General features: G+C 44.7%; 20 protein-coding genes. 7 read left to right on the top strand and 13 right to left on the bottom strand.

Annotation, left to right across the window (positions count from 1 at the left end):
- The first annotated feature begins 1173 nt into the window (after positions 1-1173).
- From QUA74_RS17365 to QUA74_RS17345, 5 genes are all read left to right on the top strand, one after another.
- Entirely contained in the window at positions 1174-2313 is a 1140-nt protein-coding gene (locus tag QUA74_RS17365) for a glycosyltransferase family 4 protein (protein ID WP_333331392.1), read from the top strand.
- Between the two features lie 440 nt (positions 2314-2753).
- Positions 2754-3875 (top strand): glycosyltransferase family 4 protein, encoded by a 1122-nt coding sequence (locus QUA74_RS17360; RefSeq protein ID WP_333331389.1) that lies wholly within the window; start codon positions 2754-2756, stop codon positions 3873-3875.
- Between the two features lie 224 nt (positions 3876-4099).
- Positions 4100-5470, top strand: coding sequence for an O-antigen ligase domain-containing protein (locus tag QUA74_RS17355; protein ID WP_333331386.1), 1371 nt, complete (start codon positions 4100-4102; stop codon positions 5468-5470).
- A 442-nt stretch (positions 5471-5912) separates the two neighbouring features.
- Complete coding sequence (locus QUA74_RS17350; RefSeq protein ID WP_333331383.1) at positions 5913-6704, top strand: WecB/TagA/CpsF family glycosyltransferase; 792 nt, start codon at positions 5913-5915, stop codon at positions 6702-6704.
- A 191-nt stretch (positions 6705-6895) separates the two neighbouring features.
- A complete protein-coding gene (locus QUA74_RS17345; protein ID WP_333331381.1) occupies positions 6896-7339 on the top strand; it encodes a DUF4079 domain-containing protein in 444 nt (147 codons plus the stop codon).
- Between the two features lie 81 nt (positions 7340-7420).
- Here the strand turns inward: QUA74_RS17345 and QUA74_RS17340 are convergent, their stop codons facing one another.
- The 4 genes from QUA74_RS17340 to ubiG all read right to left on the bottom strand — a co-directional run bounded on the left by QUA74_RS17340 (position 7421) and on the right by ubiG (position 11389).
- Positions 7421-8329: an alpha/beta hydrolase gene (locus QUA74_RS17340; protein WP_333331378.1), complete on the bottom strand. Its 909-nt coding sequence runs from the start codon at positions 8327-8329 to the stop codon at positions 7421-7423.
- Between the two features lie 373 nt (positions 8330-8702).
- Positions 8703-9437 (bottom strand): alpha/beta hydrolase, encoded by a 735-nt coding sequence (locus QUA74_RS17335; RefSeq protein WP_333331375.1) that lies wholly within the window; start codon positions 9435-9437, stop codon positions 8703-8705.
- 307 nt (positions 9438-9744) lie between these two features.
- Complete coding sequence (locus QUA74_RS17330) at positions 9745-10071, bottom strand: hypothetical protein (RefSeq protein WP_333331372.1); 327 nt, start codon at positions 10069-10071, stop codon at positions 9745-9747.
- 472 nt (positions 10072-10543) lie between these two features.
- Positions 10544-11389 (bottom strand): bifunctional 2-polyprenyl-6-hydroxyphenol methylase/3-demethylubiquinol 3-O-methyltransferase UbiG, encoded by an 846-nt coding sequence (gene ubiG / locus QUA74_RS17325; protein ID WP_333331369.1) that lies wholly within the window; start codon positions 11387-11389, stop codon positions 10544-10546.
- A gap of 229 nt (positions 11390-11618) precedes the next feature.
- On the opposite strand from ubiG, the gene QUA74_RS17320 reads away from it, so the two are divergent.
- Positions 11619-12350 carry a TIGR04283 family arsenosugar biosynthesis glycosyltransferase gene (locus QUA74_RS17320; protein ID WP_333331366.1) on the top strand — a complete coding sequence of 244 codons (732 nt, stop codon included), beginning with the start codon at positions 11619-11621 and terminating at the stop codon, positions 12348-12350.
- 14 nt (positions 12351-12364) lie between these two features.
- On the opposite strand, the gene QUA74_RS17315 is transcribed toward QUA74_RS17320, so the two are convergent.
- The 9 genes from QUA74_RS17315 to QUA74_RS17275 form a co-directional block, all read right to left on the bottom strand.
- Positions 12365-13417, bottom strand: a complete 1053-nt coding sequence (locus QUA74_RS17315) for an acyltransferase (RefSeq protein WP_333331363.1) — start codon at positions 13415-13417, stop codon at positions 12365-12367.
- Positions 13418-13770: 353 nt separating this feature from the next.
- Positions 13771-14457 carry a DivIVA domain-containing protein gene (locus tag QUA74_RS17310; protein WP_333331361.1) on the bottom strand — a complete coding sequence of 229 codons (687 nt, stop codon included), beginning with the start codon at positions 14455-14457 and terminating at the stop codon, positions 13771-13773.
- A complete protein-coding gene (coaD, locus tag QUA74_RS17305; protein WP_333331357.1) occupies positions 14340-14918 on the bottom strand; it encodes a pantetheine-phosphate adenylyltransferase in 579 nt (192 codons plus the stop codon). Before coaD ends, QUA74_RS17310 begins: the two co-directional genes overlap by 118 nt.
- A gap of 153 nt (positions 14919-15071) precedes the next feature.
- Entirely contained in the window at positions 15072-15899 is an 828-nt protein-coding gene (locus QUA74_RS17300) for a M15 family metallopeptidase (protein ID WP_333331354.1), read from the bottom strand.
- Positions 15900-16124: 225 nt separating this feature from the next.
- Complete coding sequence (locus tag QUA74_RS17295) at positions 16125-16307, bottom strand: helix-turn-helix transcriptional regulator (protein ID WP_333331351.1); 183 nt, start codon at positions 16305-16307, stop codon at positions 16125-16127.
- Positions 16308-16343: 36 nt separating this feature from the next.
- Positions 16344-16712, bottom strand: a complete 369-nt coding sequence (locus tag QUA74_RS17290) for a transcriptional regulator (RefSeq protein ID WP_333331348.1) — start codon at positions 16710-16712, stop codon at positions 16344-16346.
- Positions 16705-17043 carry a type II toxin-antitoxin system RelE/ParE family toxin gene (locus tag QUA74_RS17285; RefSeq protein WP_333331477.1) on the bottom strand — a complete coding sequence of 113 codons (339 nt, stop codon included), beginning with the start codon at positions 17041-17043 and terminating at the stop codon, positions 16705-16707. Before QUA74_RS17285 ends, QUA74_RS17290 begins: the two co-directional genes overlap by 8 nt.
- A 50-nt stretch (positions 17044-17093) precedes the next feature.
- Positions 17094-17465, bottom strand: a complete 372-nt coding sequence (locus QUA74_RS17280; protein ID WP_333331345.1) for a transcriptional regulator — start codon at positions 17463-17465, stop codon at positions 17094-17096.
- Between the two features lie 4 nt (positions 17466-17469).
- Positions 17470-17796 (bottom strand): type II toxin-antitoxin system RelE/ParE family toxin, encoded by a 327-nt coding sequence (locus QUA74_RS17275; RefSeq protein ID WP_333331342.1) that lies wholly within the window; start codon positions 17794-17796, stop codon positions 17470-17472.
- On the opposite strand from QUA74_RS17275, the gene QUA74_RS17270 reads away from it, so the two are divergent.
- Positions 17782-18006: a hypothetical protein gene (locus tag QUA74_RS17270; protein ID WP_333331339.1), complete on the top strand. Its 225-nt coding sequence runs from the start codon at positions 17782-17784 to the stop codon at positions 18004-18006. The two genes, QUA74_RS17275 and QUA74_RS17270, sit on opposite strands and share 15 nt — an antisense overlap.
- Positions 18007-18048: the final 42 nt, after the last annotated feature.

Below are 18048 nucleotides of genomic sequence, written 5' to 3'. Positions count from 1 at the left end.
GTGGCGCAACCCCCAAGAGCACACCGATTGTCATCGGGAATTGCAAACTTAGGAAAAATGATGCTTTCATAACATGAAATTTTTTGCCTGCGAAATCTGTGATACATACACGAAGCTGTTGCTACTGCTTAGGAGTCAAGGTTGGCACGATATAAGCCGATTAACATTGAGTGTTCCTTTGATCTTTATAGGGTCATTTGATAATTTGCTACGGAAATTTTTACGGTAATTACTTATACACGACTTGGGCAGGGATGCTACATATACTCGGCCCGGAAGTGGCAGTCTCTTGTGGTAACTTTTTCATGCGATCGCCTTTTATTAACAAATTTAAAACTCATGTAGCTAATTAAATTTATATCGGTGAAACTCTATGTTCTGTAGCACGATTGGGAAACCTATTTTTTCAAGCAGTGGACCTATCAACCGGGTTGTTTCACAAACATACGACAAGTGAGGACGAGGGATATCGCTTGAAAAACAGGGTTTCTCTCCCCATTCGCGCCTCGACGACGCTCATTCGCGCGATCGTCCCTGTAAGTATCTGAGAAAACTACCATGTCTGAATCCTGACAAACTACGATATTGTGTCAAGCAGTACCTACAGGACTGTTACCAAAAAATCAAAGCTAGCGATCGATTTTTATATCTATTGCAGCGATGAAGGACTCAACATTCTCAAGGTAAGAATTTCCCTCTTTAATTCAGTATAAAATTTTGCCAAAGGCGATGTCAATCTACTGAATATTGTTGCAAATGCTACCTTTATCCCCCACATTAAAAGTTGGCTGATATTCGGTTTACCGTACATCCTTGTCTGTTGTATAGTAAATGATGTTATCTTTAACAGATGCTGTTGTCTAGCTTGGTTTGTGTGGCGAAAAAAGCTACTATTTGATGAGGTATCTATCTTCAGGATGAAATTTCGCTGACCTGCAAATTATCCCTAGGGTAACTGTTTCGCTATCACATCAATCGTTATTATCAATGCAACGACAGCAAAGTTTTTGCAGATAGATATTGGGGTGTTACGAACAGTCGATGGGTTGGATTCTATGTAAACACCAGGAAAGCGGTAATTAATATTCACCCGCCCCTCTTTCCTTTTGGACTCTAACATCAGCGCTGGTAGCAGTGCCGAACGCGAGTCAAAGTCTTCAGCGGGACTTAAAAATGAAAATCACCTTTGTTCTTCCTACTCTGTCTCTGACTGGTGGAATACGAGTAATATCTATTTTCGCAGAACGTTTGAGAAAGCGAGGACACTCCGTGTTCGTCATCTCTTTACCCCACCCCCAAGCGAGTATGCGCCAGCAAGTCAAGTCGCTGCTGCGGGGACGGGGTTGGATTTCTACGCCTGAAAACGAGCCCTCCTTTTTCGATAACTTAGGTTTAGAACACAAAATTATTGATCGCTACCGCCCGGTAGAAGACAAAGATGTACCTGACGCTGACGTAGTAATTGCCACCTGGTGGGAAACCGCCGAGTGGGTAGCCAAACTCTCTCCTAGCAAAGGAGCAAAAGCTTATTTTATCCAGCACCACGAAATTTTTGACTATCTACCTCAAGGAAGAGTAGAAGCAACCTGGATGCTGCCCATGCACAAAATTACGATCTCTGAGTGGTTAGTTGAGCTAGCTCGGACTAAATATGGCGATCGCCAAGTTTCCTTAGCTCCTCCTACCGTGGACACCAAGCAATTTTACGCCTGTCCTCGCAACAAACAATCGGTTCCTACAGTTGGCCTAATGTACTCTACAGTCTACTGGAAAGGAACCGACATCGCCCTCAAAGCTTTTTCCCTAGCGGCTGAAAAGATCCCCAACCTGCGTCTGGTTGCCTTCGGTACAGACGCCCCATCCTCGGAATTGCCCCTACCGGCAAATGCCGAGTATGTAATTCAACCAGACCAAGACAAAATCAAAGACTATTACAGCAAATGCGATGTATGGCTGCTGGCGAGTCGCTCAGAAGGCTTCGGCTTACCTATTATCGAAGCGATGGCGTGCCGCACTCCCGTCATCAGTACCCCAGCAGGCGCTGCTCCTGAAATTTTGAGCGGGGGTACTGGCATACTTGTAAGACCTGAAGATCCCCAAGAAATGGCAAAAGCCATAGAGTCTATCTGTCAGTTGCGAAATTCCAAGTGGCAAGCCCTGTCTGAAGCAGCTTATGCCAAGGTGAACAATTATACGTGGGAAGATGCCACGGATCATTTTGAAGCGGCCTTGAAAGTTGCTATAGACAAATCTAAACAGCGCGAAGTTAAGATTGTTTCGTTTTCTCCCTATGGAAAAATTCCGGTTGGCTAACTGCTGCCATTTGAAATTCGGCGCTACCCGCGTTTTCGGCCCCGGATTTCTGGCCAGAAACTCAACATCATTTGGTGGGGTGCTTCTGCCCCCAACTAAAATCGCCTCTGTCCTCTTTTCTACGCAGCAGTCTCGACACGAATTCTGACTGCAGCGACGAGGGAATAGTGGTTATAAATTGATCTGCCCAAATCTGAACTAGAGTGCAACGGAGGTTTTAAGGCTGGCTCCGTTACAGGTTAAACTTGTCTAGTCGTCAAACATCTGCCGATTTGTAATTGGGAAAAGTCCCTGACGACCAAGTAAGATCGGCTCGACTATCGAGTGACGATCGCCTCCAGCACAGATCCGCACCCCGCAGAAAAGCCAAACAGAGGCTGGTAAGTGCCAACTTGCTTTAAGGAGGAGTTTTAACCACTATCAATCTTCAGCATCTATTCATGAAAATTACTTTTGTCCTGCCTACCCTTAGTCTTACAGGTGGCATGAGGGTGTTATCCATATACACAGAACTTCTCCAAAAACGAGGACACAAAATATTTATCGTCTCTATGCCCCTGCCGCAACCGACTTTAATCCAACAATTGCGATCGCTCCTGAGGGGTAGGGGTTGGGAGTCGGCTCCCAAAACACCAAAGTCTCACTTTGACAAGGTAGATGTCGAAAGCCGAGTTATCGAAACCAACGGTCCAATTACCGATCTTGACGTACCTGATGCCGATATTGTCATGGCTACTTGGTGGGAAACTGCCGAGTGGGTGGCAGAACTCTCTCCGAGCAAAGGAACGAAAGTATATTTTCTCCAACATTATGAGGCTTTTGACTACGTACCAAAAGGTCGAGTAGAGGCAACTTGGCGGCTGCCGATGCACAAAATCGCTGTGGCCCAGTGGCTGGCCGACATAGCTCGGAATCAATACGGCGATTTGTCTGTATCTCTCGTCCCTCCTACGGTGGACACCAAACAGTTTTACGATCCCCAGTCGCGAGCTAAGCAGCCGCGAGGCAAGCAATTAGTTCCTACAGTCGGGATGTACTATACTACAACTCCTTGGAAAGGCAGCGATCTAGCCCTGAAAGCTTTCTCTTTAGCTGCTCAAAAATTTCCCAACCTTCGGTTAGTTGCCTTTGGTTCCGGCGATACTCCTCCTCCCAATTTGCTGCCTGAGGGTACTGAGTATAATAAAGAACCTACTCAAGACCAACTAAAAAATTATTACAGCAAATGCGATGCTTGGCTATTTTCCAGCAGCTCCGAAGGCTTCGGCTTGCCAATTTTAGAAGCTATGGCTTGCGGCACTCCAGTCATTGGCACTCCTGCTGGTGCGGCTCCGGAACTACTTGCGGGCGGTGGTGGCATACTTGTCAAGCCACAAGACCCAGAGGATATGGCAAAAGCGATCGAGCAGATTTGTCAGTTGTCTGATGCCGAATGGCGGGCAATGTCCGAGACTGCTTTGCAGACGGTGATAAATTATACCTGGGAGGATGCAACTAATCTCTTCGAGGCGGCACTGTACACTGCTTTGGAACGTCAGGCACAATTAACGAACAAGACATAAAATTGAGGTTGATTTAAAATATTGGGGTTGGGCGATCGTTTAAGCGAGAATTGGCGTTACTTAATCAGGGTATGAAAAAAATAAGTTGAACATCCAGAAGCTTTGTGGATACTGGTTTCTATGACTGGCATATTTAGCCTTTCATACCGTAAATCAGCAACGCCCGAGAATTTTTATCGGGCAATTTGAGTTGTCTTTCTACAATTTTACTGCACTAAAAAACTATGGTTGCATTAATCCCACTTGCTATGTTCGGCTTTATTCCAGTCGTTTGTTACCTGTTTGTGAGGTTTCCGGCTCAGCGGGCAGTAATTATAAGTTTTGTGGTAGCGTGGCTTTTTTTACCGCAAGCTTCTTATCCCATCCCCTCATTGCCACCGTATACCAAAATCTCCGCAGCTTGCTACGGCATTTTGCTGGGGACTCTGATCTACGATACTGCGCGCCTCACCTCTTTTAAGCCCGGTTGGCTGGACGTGCCAATGGTAATTTACTGTTTGTGTCCAATTGTTTCACAAGTTAGTAATGGTGGCAGCCCGATTTCTCCGACTGTCAACCAAATCGTTACTTGGGGTCTGCCTTATTTTTTAGGACGCTTGTATGTGGGTAGTTTAGACGGGCTGCGACAATTGGCGATCGGGATTTTTGCAGGTGGGTTAGCCTACATTCCTTTTACTTTAGTTGAAGGGGTTAGGGGCCCAATTCTGCACCAAATGATTTACGGCGTCAATGCCTTTGAGGACTGGGGTCAAGCAAGGCGTTTGGGGGGGTGGAGACCAGTAGTGTTTATGCAGCACGGTTTGATGGTGGGCCTGTGGATGATGACAGCCGCCTTAATTGCTGTTTGGCTGTGGCAAACAGGGACGCTCAAAAAGTTTATGGGGCGTAACATCAAGACTTTAGCAATTATATTAACTATCGCTTTTTTCCTGTGCCGTTCTACTGGCGCCTACAGTTTATTTGGAATAGCCTTGGTCATATTATTCTCTGCCAAGTTGTTTCGCACCTCTTTGCCCTTGCTATTGATAATTGGATATATAGTGTTTTATCTGTATATAGCTGCATCGGGTCAATTTTCGAGCCAAGACGTGATTGGATTCATCAATCAAGTATTTGGCGAAGAACGAGCCGGCTCTTTGAAGTTTAGATTTGACAATGAAGAGATATTGGGGGAAAAGGCGCGGCAAAGATTTATGTTTGGCTGGGGAGATTCGGGCGGAAACCGCGTGTATAACGAATACGGTCAAGATATCTCAGTTACCGACAGCTTATGGATTATTGCATTTGGCATCAACGGTGTAGTCGGTTTAGTTAGTTTATTTTCTTCATTGTTACTTCCTGTTATCGTCTTTTGCGTGTTCAAGTATCCCGCCAGAACCTGGTCTAATCCCAAAGTAGCACCTGCTGCCACCCTGGGAATAGCCTTAACTATGTACGTGTTTGACTGTGTTTTGAATGCTATGACTAACCCGATTTTTGCGCTGATTGCTGGAGGAATATCAGGTCTGGTCTTAAAAGCTCCAGAAAGTCTTAAGGCCAAGAAAACCAGTTCGCCACCAAGAAGACAGTCGCTGGTTCACCAAAAATCAGGATGATTTTCGGGAATGCGATCGCTGCTTCACTTCAAGATTGAAACTATCTTGCCTTCCCTGGAGACAAAACGTCAAAAATCTACCATTTTTGGATAAAATCAAGTTCGGAAATTGCACGATATTTCTTACTAGGTTAAAATTTTAATCTCATAAATAAATTATTTTTTCCATTAATTTGCAATGCTTCTAGTCTTAGCAAGGAATGGCTTTTTTATTGAATCTGTGTTGCGATTTGTAAACACAAATGGGCTTCATACACTTTTTTATAAAACGAGCTGATTCTTTACACAATCTTTAAACATCCTGACTGGACAGGTAGGGTGTACGAGGATATACTGAGAAAAGTATATTCACTGAAGTGTCCCATTAGTGAAAACATCAGGCTGTAGTTTGGGTTATAATAGTTTGAGTGGTAGTTTAATATAAGGCGGGAAGGGAATAATAAATGAAAACAGTTAATTTATTGAATGTCTCCATCGATAACTTGTCAATAACAGAGTTGTTTGAAAAACTCGACTACGAAGGTGGTGTCGTATTTACGCCAAATGTAGACCACTTGATTAAGTTGCAGTATGACCGCGACTTCTATGAAGCTTACAATACCTCTACTTATAGAGTCTGCGACAGTCAAATATTGATGTATGCCTCTAAGTTTTTGGGTACTCCTATCAAAGAAAAAATTTCTGGTTCTGACTTGTTCCCTGCATTTTATATGTATCATAAAGATAACCAGGAGATTAAAATATTTTTACTAGGAGCCGCCGAAGGTATTGCTAAGAAAGCCCAAGAAAAAATCAACCAAAAAATTGGTAGAGAAATAGTGGTTGAAGCACATTCTCCTTCTTTTGGGTTTGAAAACAATGAGGAAGAGTGTGAAAAAATAATAGACACGATCAATAAATCAGGAGCTACAGTCCTGGCCATAGGAGTGGGAGCGCCCAAGCAAGAGAAGTGGCTGGTTAAATACAAGAGCAAATTAACGCACGTCAAAATTTTCTTAGCAGTAGGTGCAACCATTGATTTTGAGGCTGGTTGCAAAGCAAGATCTCCCAAATGGATGAGCGAAGTCGGCATAGAATGGGCGTACCGACTCTTAAGTGAACCGAGAAGATTGTGGAAAAGATATTTAATTGAAGGTCTGCCTTTTTTCCGATTAATCTTAGAACAAAAATTAGGGTTTTATAAAATGCCCTTCGACAGCAAAAGCGGGGAGCTAGAATGGAAAGGCGGCTCCTAAAAAGGGTAGCGACAAATCTCTAGCGTAAATGCTGAGTATCAGAGAAAGTTCGTTTGACTTCAAGGTAAGACGGAAGCAAGCTGTGGATAGTCCGATCGCACTTTCTCTCAAAATTATTCATTTTTGCTTTCAAGTCCAGGTAAAATCGGAGTGAAACCTTTTGTGGAAAATCCTAATTAGGGATGCAACCGATGAATCTGCCTTCTTTCTTGTGGTTGTGGAAAATAGCTGCTTGGTCAATGGGTGTTTCCCTGTTAGCTTACCTGTTGCTGGCCGTTACTGGAACGTGGATGTTTGCCACTCGGAGTACCAAACAACCACGCCCTAAATGGCTGCGTCCTTTCCATGTGGCGACTGGTGCGGGGATGGCGACTTTGGTAATTTTACTGCTGGGAATTGGTGTAGTCGGTACGCTAGGATACTACGGCAATTTGGGTCACTCGGCTCATTTACCGGCGGGGTTAGCTGTTGTTGCTTTGGTGTTAGTTTCTGTTGGAAGTGGGCTGCAAATTGGCCCTAAACATCCTTGGGCGCGTCCCCTCCACATCGGCACTAATTTGGCCTTGTTTGGGGGATTTGTGACTGTGTTGCTCACAGGATGGACGATCGTACAAAAGTATTTGCCGAAAGTTTGAAACCTGTCTATTTGACCTCAAACTATACCAAATATGCAAGGGAAAACATATATGTAAGGTGCGCCGCCGCGCACCCTAAGTTTAATTTTTTTGCGTGAGTCCGCTTTTCGTGATGAATTCTAAAATATGCTGGGCGATAATCTGTGGCTTTTCTAAGTGGGGAACGTGTCCGCAGTCGGGTATCCAAATTAGTTGAGAATTTGCGATCGCCCTTGCAAACTTTTCCGCATCCGCCGTCCCCAAAATGCGGTCTTGTTTTCCCCACAAAATCAGCGTCTGCTGCTGAATTTGCGATAATTTTTCCCCAAAACCACCATAACCGCCACTTTTGGTAAACGCAATTAAAGCTTGATTCCAGTTGGGCATTTCCAAGTGTAAAGCAGCACAAGTTTGAGCGTCTTGAGAAGCCAAATTTTTATCGAAATAAGCATTGACGCTAATTCGCTGGCGGATTTTGGGATTTCGCAAAAATGAAGTTGCCAGATACCCTAAAGGAGGAATTAAAAACTTTCCTTTATTAGAACTGATGGCAAAACCTGCGCTATCTATTAACACTAATTGTTTTACAGCTTCGGGATAATTGAGAGTGAAATCAATTGCAGCAGCACCTCCCATTGAAGCACCGACTAAGATTACAGGCTGCGAAATTAGCGTTTTCCAAAAATAGTAAAGGTGACTTTCAATTGCCCTCGCGCTGAATGCCACACCCGCCACTCTTTCTGTAAAGCCAAAACCCAACAAATCAACCGCCCAAGTTTCATTTTCGGCAGCCAGCAGCGGCAACAGGCGGCGGAATTCAAACAGGGAACTGTCGAAGCCGTGAATTAGCAAAATCGGTGTGTTACCGCTGCCTTGGCGCGCGTAGGTTGTGGCAATTGGCTGCTGGCTGAGGGGAGTTGTAATTGCTGCTTGTTGAATGCTTTGGGCTAAGGCAATTGAGGTAGATTCTGTGAGTTGTGCGATCGACTTTGGCAGAAAACTTGCTGGCATAATTCTTGATAAATTGTGAATCGGTAGGGGCGGTGCCCCTGTGCTCGCCCTAACATTTAAGTATATATGCTTGCTCGATCGCTATTTGAGGAGTTGGGGCGAGTCATTAAAATTCTCTCACTACCTAGTATCCCTCTGCCCAGGCTAGGGCTGAGTTTGTTAACCAGATGTTAAAATATTTTATAATCGTTGCCAATAATTCCTTTTTAATCTACTATTACCTTCCTCTGCGTCAAGAGCGCTTCTGCGGTTGATTCAAAAAAACTAATTGACAAATCCAATACAATTAGCATACCATTTACTCAAACATCTGAATATATGTTAAATATTTTTTACAATTATTCTAAAATCTAAAAAAAATACTGATGCTCACTCAAACTCCATCCCTCCAAACCCTACAAACTAAAATTGGCGGAATGGACTGGGGCAACTGCACCAAAACAATAGAAGCAGCTCTGCAAAAATTCCCATGAACTACCGGAATTAATGTAGTCTTTGCCACAGAAAGTTTCGGTATCACTTGAAAAAAAACAGCAAGAGCGACATAAAATTTAAAATTTAAAATTGCTTGGCGGCTGTGTAGAGATATCGCAAAATTTAGTGTTTTTTCGCCGAGTTTTTCGGGATAGAAGTGGGTAAAAAAATGCCTACCGTCTTGACATTCCCAAAGGCAAACTCCTTTTTTAAGAAATTTAGACCAGCGGCGCATGACAATATGAGATACAACAAAATCCGTTTTGCTGCTGCATATCAACAAAGGTACTTCTACACCTTCATCGCGGGAATCACTCATCCTAAATAAGGAGTGAGGACAAGGAGAACTGGCTAAGTCATGCTCAAAATAGGAGATAAATCTGTGATTTATACTTTGATTTTGCAATCCCAGCATATCGCCAACCCTTTGATTCAAAACTTGTTCGCCAGTCCAGCGTAAAGCTGAAAAATGCGTATAGTAATTTGCTTGCCAATTAATAGCAGATGGCAAACCTGCAGCTAAAAGTCCCAAATAACTTACGTTGTGAGGATAGCGGCGCGCATACATTAAACCAACTAATCCGCTGGTACTGTAGGCCATAAAACACTGTCCGAAGTATTGATAATCGGACATTCGTATTCGGCACAATCATCATTTTCACCGCTGCAGATATCGTGCAAGGTCACGATATCGCGGCCAAATTCATCCCGAATCATGTCACTACAGAGTCAGTTTTTTGAGTTGTAGTTCCCTAGAAAAGACCAACTGCTTTCGACATTTTTACTCCGAATATGAAACTTGACAGTGTTTGAGATTTATTCTTTTTGAGTCAGGATTTGGCATTTCTTGCCTGCAATTCAGACAAAAATAGTAGACACGGTTGTGGCAAACCTGATAAATTAGGGAGTCAAGGCAGCAAGGACACTGTTTTTTCATGGGGTTAAAGTTGAAAATTCATCAACCAAGCTGACTCGCTCATATCGGGGTCTGGTTCGCAGTCAATTAGTAACAAATTCAGCGTCGTTTGTACTTTTAGGCTGCGCGGGATGCCAGCGGGTACAAACACAAATACTCCCGGTATTAAAGTGACTGTTCGATCGCACACCGTGAGAGTTCCCGCTCCTTCTAAGACGGTGAGGGTTACATCTTTGGAGTTATCGAGGTCAGGTATTTCGGAATTTTTACCCAAACTCATCAGTTTTTGGCTGTCGGCGGGTTGTCCGTCGCTGATTCGATCGGCGGATGCGGAAACTATTGCTGCTGTCACGGTGATTGACCTCCAGGTACTGTTAACTTCCGGCAGTTATTGCAATTAATATTCAATAAGCTACCATGCAATTTAGATAAATTGTCAATAGTTAAATATTAAGATTTGTTACTAAAGGCAGTCAAGCTAGGTATCCGCTCAACGCGAGCAGCCCCAAATAAAGACGGGGCGGTGTTTTTGGGCGATCAAACTGCGAGGTGCGATGACTTAACATTAAAAATATTTGGTAATAATTCGCAATTAGTTCTTAAAATTAGGTTTGTCGTGCGATCGCCAATATAGCAATTCTCAATTGCCCGCAATATAGTAAGGATACGGCGTCGTCTCCCTATGGAAGATGTGTATTGCACTCAACAGGGTAAGGTGCCGCGAACCCTACAAAATGCAAGAGAGGCCGGTTTTAGCCGGATTTGTCGATCGCAAAAACCAGTCTAAAACCCGCCCCTAATGACAACAGTCAACAATTAACCGACTAATTCTTCGCCCCTACGCCAACATACATAATCGACGTATCCTCATTAATTTTGATTTTAAACAAGCCAGACTTTTTGTAATCAAAATAGTTAGCTATATTAGAGATTAGCACTTGAGAAACTTTTTGTAAACTTTCCCCCGAAGGAAATAGCTGCTTTCCACTTGTAAAATTCCCCCAAAAACCGTGCATCTCGGCTAAAATAGCGCCCATTTCTCCAAACATATCAAAACCTTTAATTTCAATCTTGCCGAAACCCGTATCGCGCATTACCACAGACAGGTCATCCGGGGTAATAAACTTTTCCCAATCGTGAACGCCCCGCCTAATTTCCTGCAAAATATTTTCCATCAGCCCAATCATCACAACTTGCGAGGAAAAAGTTCGGTTGATTGTGTCAAAAAAGAACAATCCCCCAGGCTTAAGAATCCTGTGAACCTCAGACACAACTTTTTTGTAATCGGCCACGTGTTCCAAAACATCCACGCAAATTACAACATCGAAGGTATTGTCCGGGTAGGGCATATTTTCGGCAAAACCTTGCCTGTAGTCAATCTCCCAACCGCTGCTAACTGCGTGATTTTGAGCTGCTACAATACATTTCTCCGATCGATCTATTCCAGAAACAATAGCGCCTCTCTCGGCCATAAACTCGCAAGAAAAGCCACCGCCGCACCCGACATCTAAGGTTTTCAGCCCTTGCCAGTTAGTCGCGTGCCTGTCGAAAAACTCAAATCTGGGTTTGTTTAGATGGTATAAGGCATAAATTTTAGCATTTTCGTCCCACCAATTATCGGCATTTTCCTCATAAAATTCTAAATCATTTTTTACTTCTGTTTTCTGCACGATTTTCTCAGTCCCGATTAGTGGAAAATATAGATGGCGATTGCACTTTTGCGTGATTTTATAGGAATGACGCCAAAAAAACCCATTTCTGTAAAAAATCGGAAGTTTCGTGACGAGTTCACAGGCAGACACCGGGTTTTTGAATCTGTCCGCGTAAGTTCTATTTTCTCGTGAGTTGTGAATCGCCACAGTTGTTTATTATAATATCTCTGGCATAAATTTCAACCAGATGGATCGCGTTTCTATTATCATCCCAGCCCTCAACGAAGCGACTTGTCTGGAACGCACCCTCCGCCAACTCAGCATCCTTAATCCTCCTGCTTGGGAAGTGTTGGTGGTAGACGGCGGCAGTCAAGACGAAACAGTGGCGATCGCACTTTCCACCGCCACCCGCGTTATTTCTAGCAGTACAGCCGGACGATCCCTGCAAATGAACTTAGGTGCTCAAGTCGCCACCGGTGAAATTCTGTGCTTTCTCCACGCCGATACTTTAGTTCCCGACGACATTGTAGCAGTCATCCAGAAAACATTGTCCGATGCCGAAATTGCCGGCGGCGGGTTTATCTCCCTGATGGCTGGTTCGCAGCAAACAAGATGGGGTTTTTCCCTCCACAATTACCTGAAAACTTATTACGCGCCACTGTTATTTCGACCTCATTTATTTTTCAAAGGATTGCGCCTGCTGTTTGGCGACCAAGTTATTTTTTGCCGCCGTACCGATTTTTGGGAATGCGCTGGTTTCGATGCCGCGCTGCCAATTATGGAGGAAGCGGATTTATGTTTGAAGTTAGTGCGACGGGGGAGACTTAAGTTAGTCAATCGGGTAGTGGAAAGTAGCGATCGTCGAGTTGCGACGTGGGGCGAATTTAAAGCAATTGCCATCTATCTTTCGATTGGTTTTTTGTGGGGTTTTGGCGTTTCTCCCCGGTATCTCAAGCAGTTTTATGAAGACATCCGCTGAAACACAAAATTTGATTAAATTCCCAGAATGTACTGGCTGTATTTTTTGGGCAAAAGTTTCTGCAACAAGTAAATAATGACCCAACAACCTAACAGAGTCCCGGCAACTAAAAAGCCGAGCTTCAGCAGCGGATTTACCGGGTCAATAAACTTATAAAACACTAACAAGACATATTTCACTACTGTCGAATCCAGGAGATATATAGGGAATGAGTAAGCAGCCAATATTTTGACTAACCCAGATACTCTACTGGGAAGTGCGATACTCTTAGAAAATGCGAGGATCGATAATACGAACCAAATTGCGTATCCTTGAGCAGATAGTTTAAAAAACGATCTGAGAAACCATGCCTCCGAATTAACTCCACTTTTTAGGTAAAATTCCAAAATGCTAGCTAGATAAAAAAGCATGGTTGCCCCTAAAATTGGCATTTTCATCCGTTCGAGAACGGGTTGAATTTTGTCATAGGAGCCACCCAACAATAGACCAGTTGAAAAGGGCAAAATCCAACTAAAAAGCCAGCGCTCCATCAAAGGTAGAGGTATTGATATGTATTGGAAAGCGGTTAAGTAGAAGAAGATTGTAAAAATTGTTTGAATTGTTAAGCCCAAAGCCAAAACTTTTCTGGATTCTAAAACTCTGAATTTCACTAGCAGCCACCACCAGCCGTAGCATTGAACAATCACAACGATGAAGTAATAGGGAGGCATCACTGAACCCGTCAAGATATCTCTGAGTAATGAAAGTAAATCAAATTTTTGGATTCCTCCCAAATTATTTAAGATGTACACCGCTACTGACCAAAACAGATAAGGCGGTAGAATTTTTGACAGTCTTTTTTTGACTACCAGTGCGGGATTATTTTGATTTTCCCGTTTGTTGGTGAGAAAAAAACCGCTCAACAGTAAAAATGCAGGTACGCAAAATAGTTGAAATGTATCGATCGCCACAAATAAAATTCTGCGATCGCGAAATGCGAAGAACCCAGCATGAGTAATAACCACACTGACGATCGCTAAAGCTCGGATCAAGTCAAATTCAGCAAATCGATTAGAAACTTGTTGCATGGTTCAAATTAGATTGCCACAATTTGAGTCCAATTAGGAATGTTTTGTCTGATACAAAATCCGGGTTGGCTATCCCTTTTATCATTCGGCGGTTGAAATCGCTCAAGAGTCAAGGGAACTGCCCTCCCACGCACCAGCGAGATAAAGGGGGTAATTAAGCCGGATTTGGTATGAAGAGTAGGATATCATAAAATGTTATACTTGCTTTGATATTCACAAAACTTATGTCGGCCAAAATAAGTCACCGAGTGCTGGGGTTGAGGAATAAAAACTATAAAAACTATTGCGAAAAAAAAAGTCTACCTAAATTAGGTGGACTTTTAGAAATGTTCAAGCCATGAGTTAACTCTTGGCTAACCGTTGGTGTGGTGGATGTGCGATGCAGAAACACTATCCAACCGATCGCGCCCGTTGCGGATCACGCGCAGCATATCGCTCAACTTGTGCTCGATATTATCGAGAACTTGGTCGGCATAATCATCGGCTCCGTTTTGAATTTCCTCGCATTCAGCCATCGCCCTGACTCTCATCTCTTCCAATTCCTCTTGAGCCTGGTAGCGAATTTGTTCGACCTCCGCCAGCGTCGCCTGCTGAATTGCCTCGCAGTCGAGCAAAACTTGCTGCCGCAACTGATCTGCTTCTATCTTCGCCTGCTGGAGCAGGCCCATATCGTTTAAAAGTTCTGCAGCTCGCTGCTCTGCGGCTTCTATCACTTCCTGAGCGTAAAGTTCCGCCTCTTGAAGCAAGTCGTCCTTGTGCCGGATGATTGTCTCGGCTTCCTGAAAGGCGATCGGCAAATTTAGCCTCACCAAGTCTAACTGATCGAGCAACTGTTCTTCATCCACCAGAGTGCGTCTGGTCATGGGAATTCGCGGACTGTCGAGAACAATTTCCTCAAGCCGGTTCAATTCCCGCTGGATGTCTACTCCTGCGGTTCGGGTGGGGTCTCCGAAGGTGGCTGTGTTCTGAGGTGATTCGTTCTCAGTGCCGCGTCCGGTAGTGTCGGGTTCGATGCGAGTTGGTTCCTGCTGGCGTAACATTTGTAAATATCTAGGGCGACGTGTTTCGGAACAAGATGATCTACGGAGCCACCAAACTTGGCTATTTCTTTAACTACACTACTACTTAAAAAGCTGTACTCGTTAGAAGTTGCCAAAAAAACTGTTTCAATTTCACCCAGAAGGGTTTTATTGGTGTGGGCCATCTGGAGTTCCATTTCAAAATCTGTTAGTACCCGGAGCCCCCGCAGCAGCACTTTGGCTTGTCGAATCTTAGCATAGTTTACTGTCAAACCCTCAAAACTGTCTACTTCTACGTTTGGCAAGTGTTGGGTAGAGCGCAGGATCTGCTCGATCCGTTCCTCTACGGTGAACAGAGGGGTTTTGCTGGGGTTTCTCACTACGGTAACAATTACCAGATCGAACAGTTTGCAGCCCCGCTCGATAATGTCTGCGTGACCGAAGGTAATGGGGTCAAAGCTGCCTGGATAGATTGCAATCACGAGTTTGGCTCAACGAAGTGGCGGAGAGTAGAGGAGTGGAGGTGTGGGGGAATGGGAGAGTGGGGAGAGGGGGAGAGTGGGGAGAGGGGGAGAATTACGAAAATCTTCCTTTATTCTCCCGACAACTGACAACTGACAACTGACAACTGACTTCTACTTTTTCATGGAATGAGCTTTGTAGAAAGTTTCGAGGCTTTGCTTGTCGCCCACAAACCGCCAGTGCCAAGGCTCGTAACTGACGCCTTGGCGATTGTTTTTGGGGAAGGACATTTCAAAGCTGAAGGCGACGGCGTTGGCTTCTAGCCACTTGAATGCTTGGGTATTTTCAAAACTGGGACTGAGGTTAGTATCGGGAAATCCGCCGTCCCCGATGTCGATCGCATAACCGGTGTGATGTTCGCTGTAACCTGGTGGGGCGCTGACTTCGGCTCGCTTGCTGGCGTTTTGCCTGCGTTCGGCTTTCACGTCAAAAAATACGTGCTGTTGGTCTTGCAGGGAGCGAAAGCCGGATATGGGAGCGAAATAGATGCCTGATGCTGCGGCGGCGTTGGCCATTTCCTGATATTTTGCTGCTGCTGAGGTGCGGAGTTTGACGCTACCGTCGGAGGTGACGCTTACCAAGTCTTTGGCTGGTGCTTCTGGGTACGGCAAGTGTCCCAGCAGGTTTTCTGGGATTGCGGGGACTTTTGGAGTGGTAGCTGGACTCGGGACAGACGGAGACGCGGAACTTGTCGGCGCTGAGTCTTGTTGAGTTTGCTCTGCCTGACTGGTATCTGAGAACAAGTTAAAGTTGAGGTGCAGCCAGATGCTGACCCCAAAGGCTAATGCGGCCAACCCTAGCAGTTTCCAAATCAGCCCTTTTTTCTTAGACTGACTCTGCCCTGCTTCTGGGTATGGGTGGTCTCGCACTGCTTCTGGAATTTCGTCGGCGACAAGCTCCGAGGCTTGCGGGGGTTTTCTTGACAGACTAGCGTTATCCAAGCCAGCTCCACTCCTGCACTTCAATAAGGCTCAACGTTACAAATTGTAGACTGATATGGGCGATCGAACAGCTACAATTGCCGCTGAGAATATATCATCTCTTTCACTCTTCGCCCTGTCCCATCCGCCAACTCTCGCATCTGTTGCTTGGGCCCACAGTCGCTCGTCCCTGCGAGGCCGAACTGGTTGGCGCTGGTGGCGCTGGTTTATTTTAAGTGTAATTTGTTACTGTTCGACAAAATCCAACAATTCTTCGATCGACACATCAAACGTCCGCGCCAATTTTAGCAGAGCACCGATGTCAGCCATTGCCATACCGGGCGATCGGGCATAACTTTTAACAGTATTGTAAGAGACCCCGGAGCGATCGGCTACTTCCTTTAGCGATCGGGGTTCGATCGCCGTCAATGTCTAATTAGTAGCTTAAAGCTCGATCGCCCCAAATCAAACATTACCAACTTCCGCCAACTCTGCAGCAGCAACAGAATCTTCCTCTTCCCCTTTGTCCCCTTCATCAACCGCAACAGTTAACTTCAATCCCAGAGCATTCAGCCAAGTTGCCAAAGCATAAATTGTCGCACTTCCTTCTCCGGACAACAAAATATCTAATTTTTCCAAATGCAATTTAGCATCTTCAGCAGACATATTTGGTTCGCCCAGAGCCTCAAATACATCTCGAAGTGCTTTTCGCATGATTCCTAATTCCAAATCTCCTTCTTCCTCGTCAAGGATCTCTGTGAGGTAAGCCACAGCAAATAAGGGGTCTTTGAGAGATTTAATTTTCAAGGGATGGTAAGGTACGCTTTTAGGCATTTTTTCTGCTCCTGTATTCTCTCCAATATTTCTTAGCTGTGCTAATATCTTGCTCTTGAGTGCTTTTATCTCCGCCACACAGCAGAAGCACTATAGTTGTTTCTATTTGTCCAAAATAGACGCGGTAGCCCGGGCCAAAGTCAATCCTAAATTCCCAGACTCCCTCTCCCAGCGATCGAGAATCTCCCAGATTGCCATCGCTAACCCGCTCAAGCCTTTTAACAATCTTGGCTTTGCCTTTAAAGTCTCGAAGAGATTCCAACCACTCCGAGAAAGGAACTTTGCCATCAGGTATCTGATACTGCTGAATATCTCTGGGTTCTACTTCCATAAAGTCGATCGCAACTACTCGCTCATCATCATAAAGGCGATCGCCCCTTCTCAAACATTACCAACTTCCGCCAACTCAGCACCAGCAAAAGAACCTGACTCTTCCCCTTCATCCCCTAGAACAACCGCCACTGTTAACTTCAATCCCAGAGCATTCAGCCAATTCGCCAAAGCATAAATTGTCGCACTTCCCTTCTGCGACATCAAAACCTCTAATTTTTCCAGATGCAATTTAGCATCCTCCGCAGACATATTCGGTTCGCCCAGAGCCTCAAATACATCTTTTAAAGCAGAAGGCAAAATACCAAGCTCTAAATCTCCCTCTTCTTGGTCATTCAAAAACATCGTCAGATAGCCAGCCGAATATGCCGGATCTTGAAGATGTGAAATCACAAAAGGATGGTAAGGCAAACTTTTAACCATTGTTTTAACTCCTGTAATTTGTCCAATATTCCTTGGCCTTGCTAATATCTTGGTTTTGACTGCCTTTATCTCCTCCACACAGCAGCAGCACTAAGGTTAAGCCTACTTGTCCAAAGTACACCCGATAGCCCGGGCCGCAGTCAATCTTGAACTCAAAGACTCCTTCTCCCACAGAGCGAAAGTCTCTGAGATTACCTGCAATGACTCGCTTAAGTCTGACATTAATGTTGAGTTGGGCATTGAGATCCCGCAGAGAGTCAAACCATTCATCGAAAGGAACTTTGCCGTCTGGTGTCGTGTAACGCTGAATTTCCCTATGTTGTACTTCCATAAAGCCGATCGTACTTGCACCCTCATCTTAATATCGGCGATCGCCCCGTATCCCACCTTCTTCACCAGGGCCAACTCAAGATCGCCGATCGAAAGGAACTCTGCCGTCAGGGGTAGTGTAACGCTCAATTTCTCTCGGTTGCGCTTCCATAATCTTGATTTTACCGACGATCGCACTCCAATCTGGCAGCCGTGCTCGATCGGCCCTTGACTCGATGCGCTACAATTATTAAGAAATCTTTAGTTAGATCCG

This window comes from Microcoleus sp. LAD1_D3, assembly GCF_036702135.1.
Lineage (GTDB): Bacteria > Cyanobacteriota > Cyanobacteriia > Cyanobacteriales > Microcoleaceae > Microcoleus.
This window is presented reverse-complemented; position numbering and strand designations above follow the sequence as displayed.

Bases quoted from the DNA above. Each gene is read 5' to 3' on its own strand.
- QUA74_RS17365 (WP_333331392.1), top strand. From the start codon at position 1,174: ATGAAAATCACCTTTGTTCTTCCTACTCTGTCTCTGACTGGTGGAATA.
- QUA74_RS17360 (WP_333331389.1), top strand. From the start codon at position 2,754: ATGAAAATTACTTTTGTCCTGCCTACCCTTAGTCTTACAGGTGGCATG.
- QUA74_RS17355 (WP_333331386.1), top strand. From the start codon at position 4,100: ATGGTTGCATTAATCCCACTTGCTATGTTCGGCTTTATTCCAGTCGTT.
- QUA74_RS17350 (WP_333331383.1), top strand. From the start codon at position 5,913: ATGAAAACAGTTAATTTATTGAATGTCTCCATCGATAACTTGTCAATA.
- QUA74_RS17345 (WP_333331381.1), top strand. From the start codon at position 6,896: ATGAATCTGCCTTCTTTCTTGTGGTTGTGGAAAATAGCTGCTTGGTCA.
- QUA74_RS17340 (WP_333331378.1), bottom strand. From the start codon at position 8,329: ATGCCAGCAAGTTTTCTGCCAAAGTCGATCGCACAACTCACAGAATCT.
- QUA74_RS17335 (WP_333331375.1), bottom strand. From the start codon at position 9,437: ATGTCCGATTATCAATACTTCGGACAGTGTTTTATGGCCTACAGTACC.
- QUA74_RS17320 (WP_333331366.1), top strand. From the start codon at position 11,619: ATGGATCGCGTTTCTATTATCATCCCAGCCCTCAACGAAGCGACTTGT.
- QUA74_RS17315 (WP_333331363.1), bottom strand. From the start codon at position 13,417: ATGCAACAAGTTTCTAATCGATTTGCTGAATTTGACTTGATCCGAGCT.
- QUA74_RS17310 (WP_333331361.1), bottom strand. From the start codon at position 14,457: ATGTTACGCCAGCAGGAACCAACTCGCATCGAACCCGACACTACCGGA.
- QUA74_RS17290 (WP_333331348.1), bottom strand. From the start codon at position 16,712: ATGCCTAAAAGCGTACCTTACCATCCCTTGAAAATTAAATCTCTCAAA.
- QUA74_RS17285 (WP_333331477.1), bottom strand. From the start codon at position 17,043: ATGGAAGTAGAACCCAGAGATATTCAGCAGTATCAGATACCTGATGGC.
- QUA74_RS17280 (WP_333331345.1), bottom strand. From the start codon at position 17,465: ATGGTTAAAAGTTTGCCTTACCATCCTTTTGTGATTTCACATCTTCAA.
- QUA74_RS17270 (WP_333331339.1), top strand. From the start codon at position 17,782: ATGTTGTACTTCCATAAAGCCGATCGTACTTGCACCCTCATCTTAATA.
- QUA74_RS17275 (WP_333331342.1), bottom strand. From the start codon at position 17,796: ATGGAAGTACAACATAGGGAAATTCAGCGTTACACGACACCAGACGGC.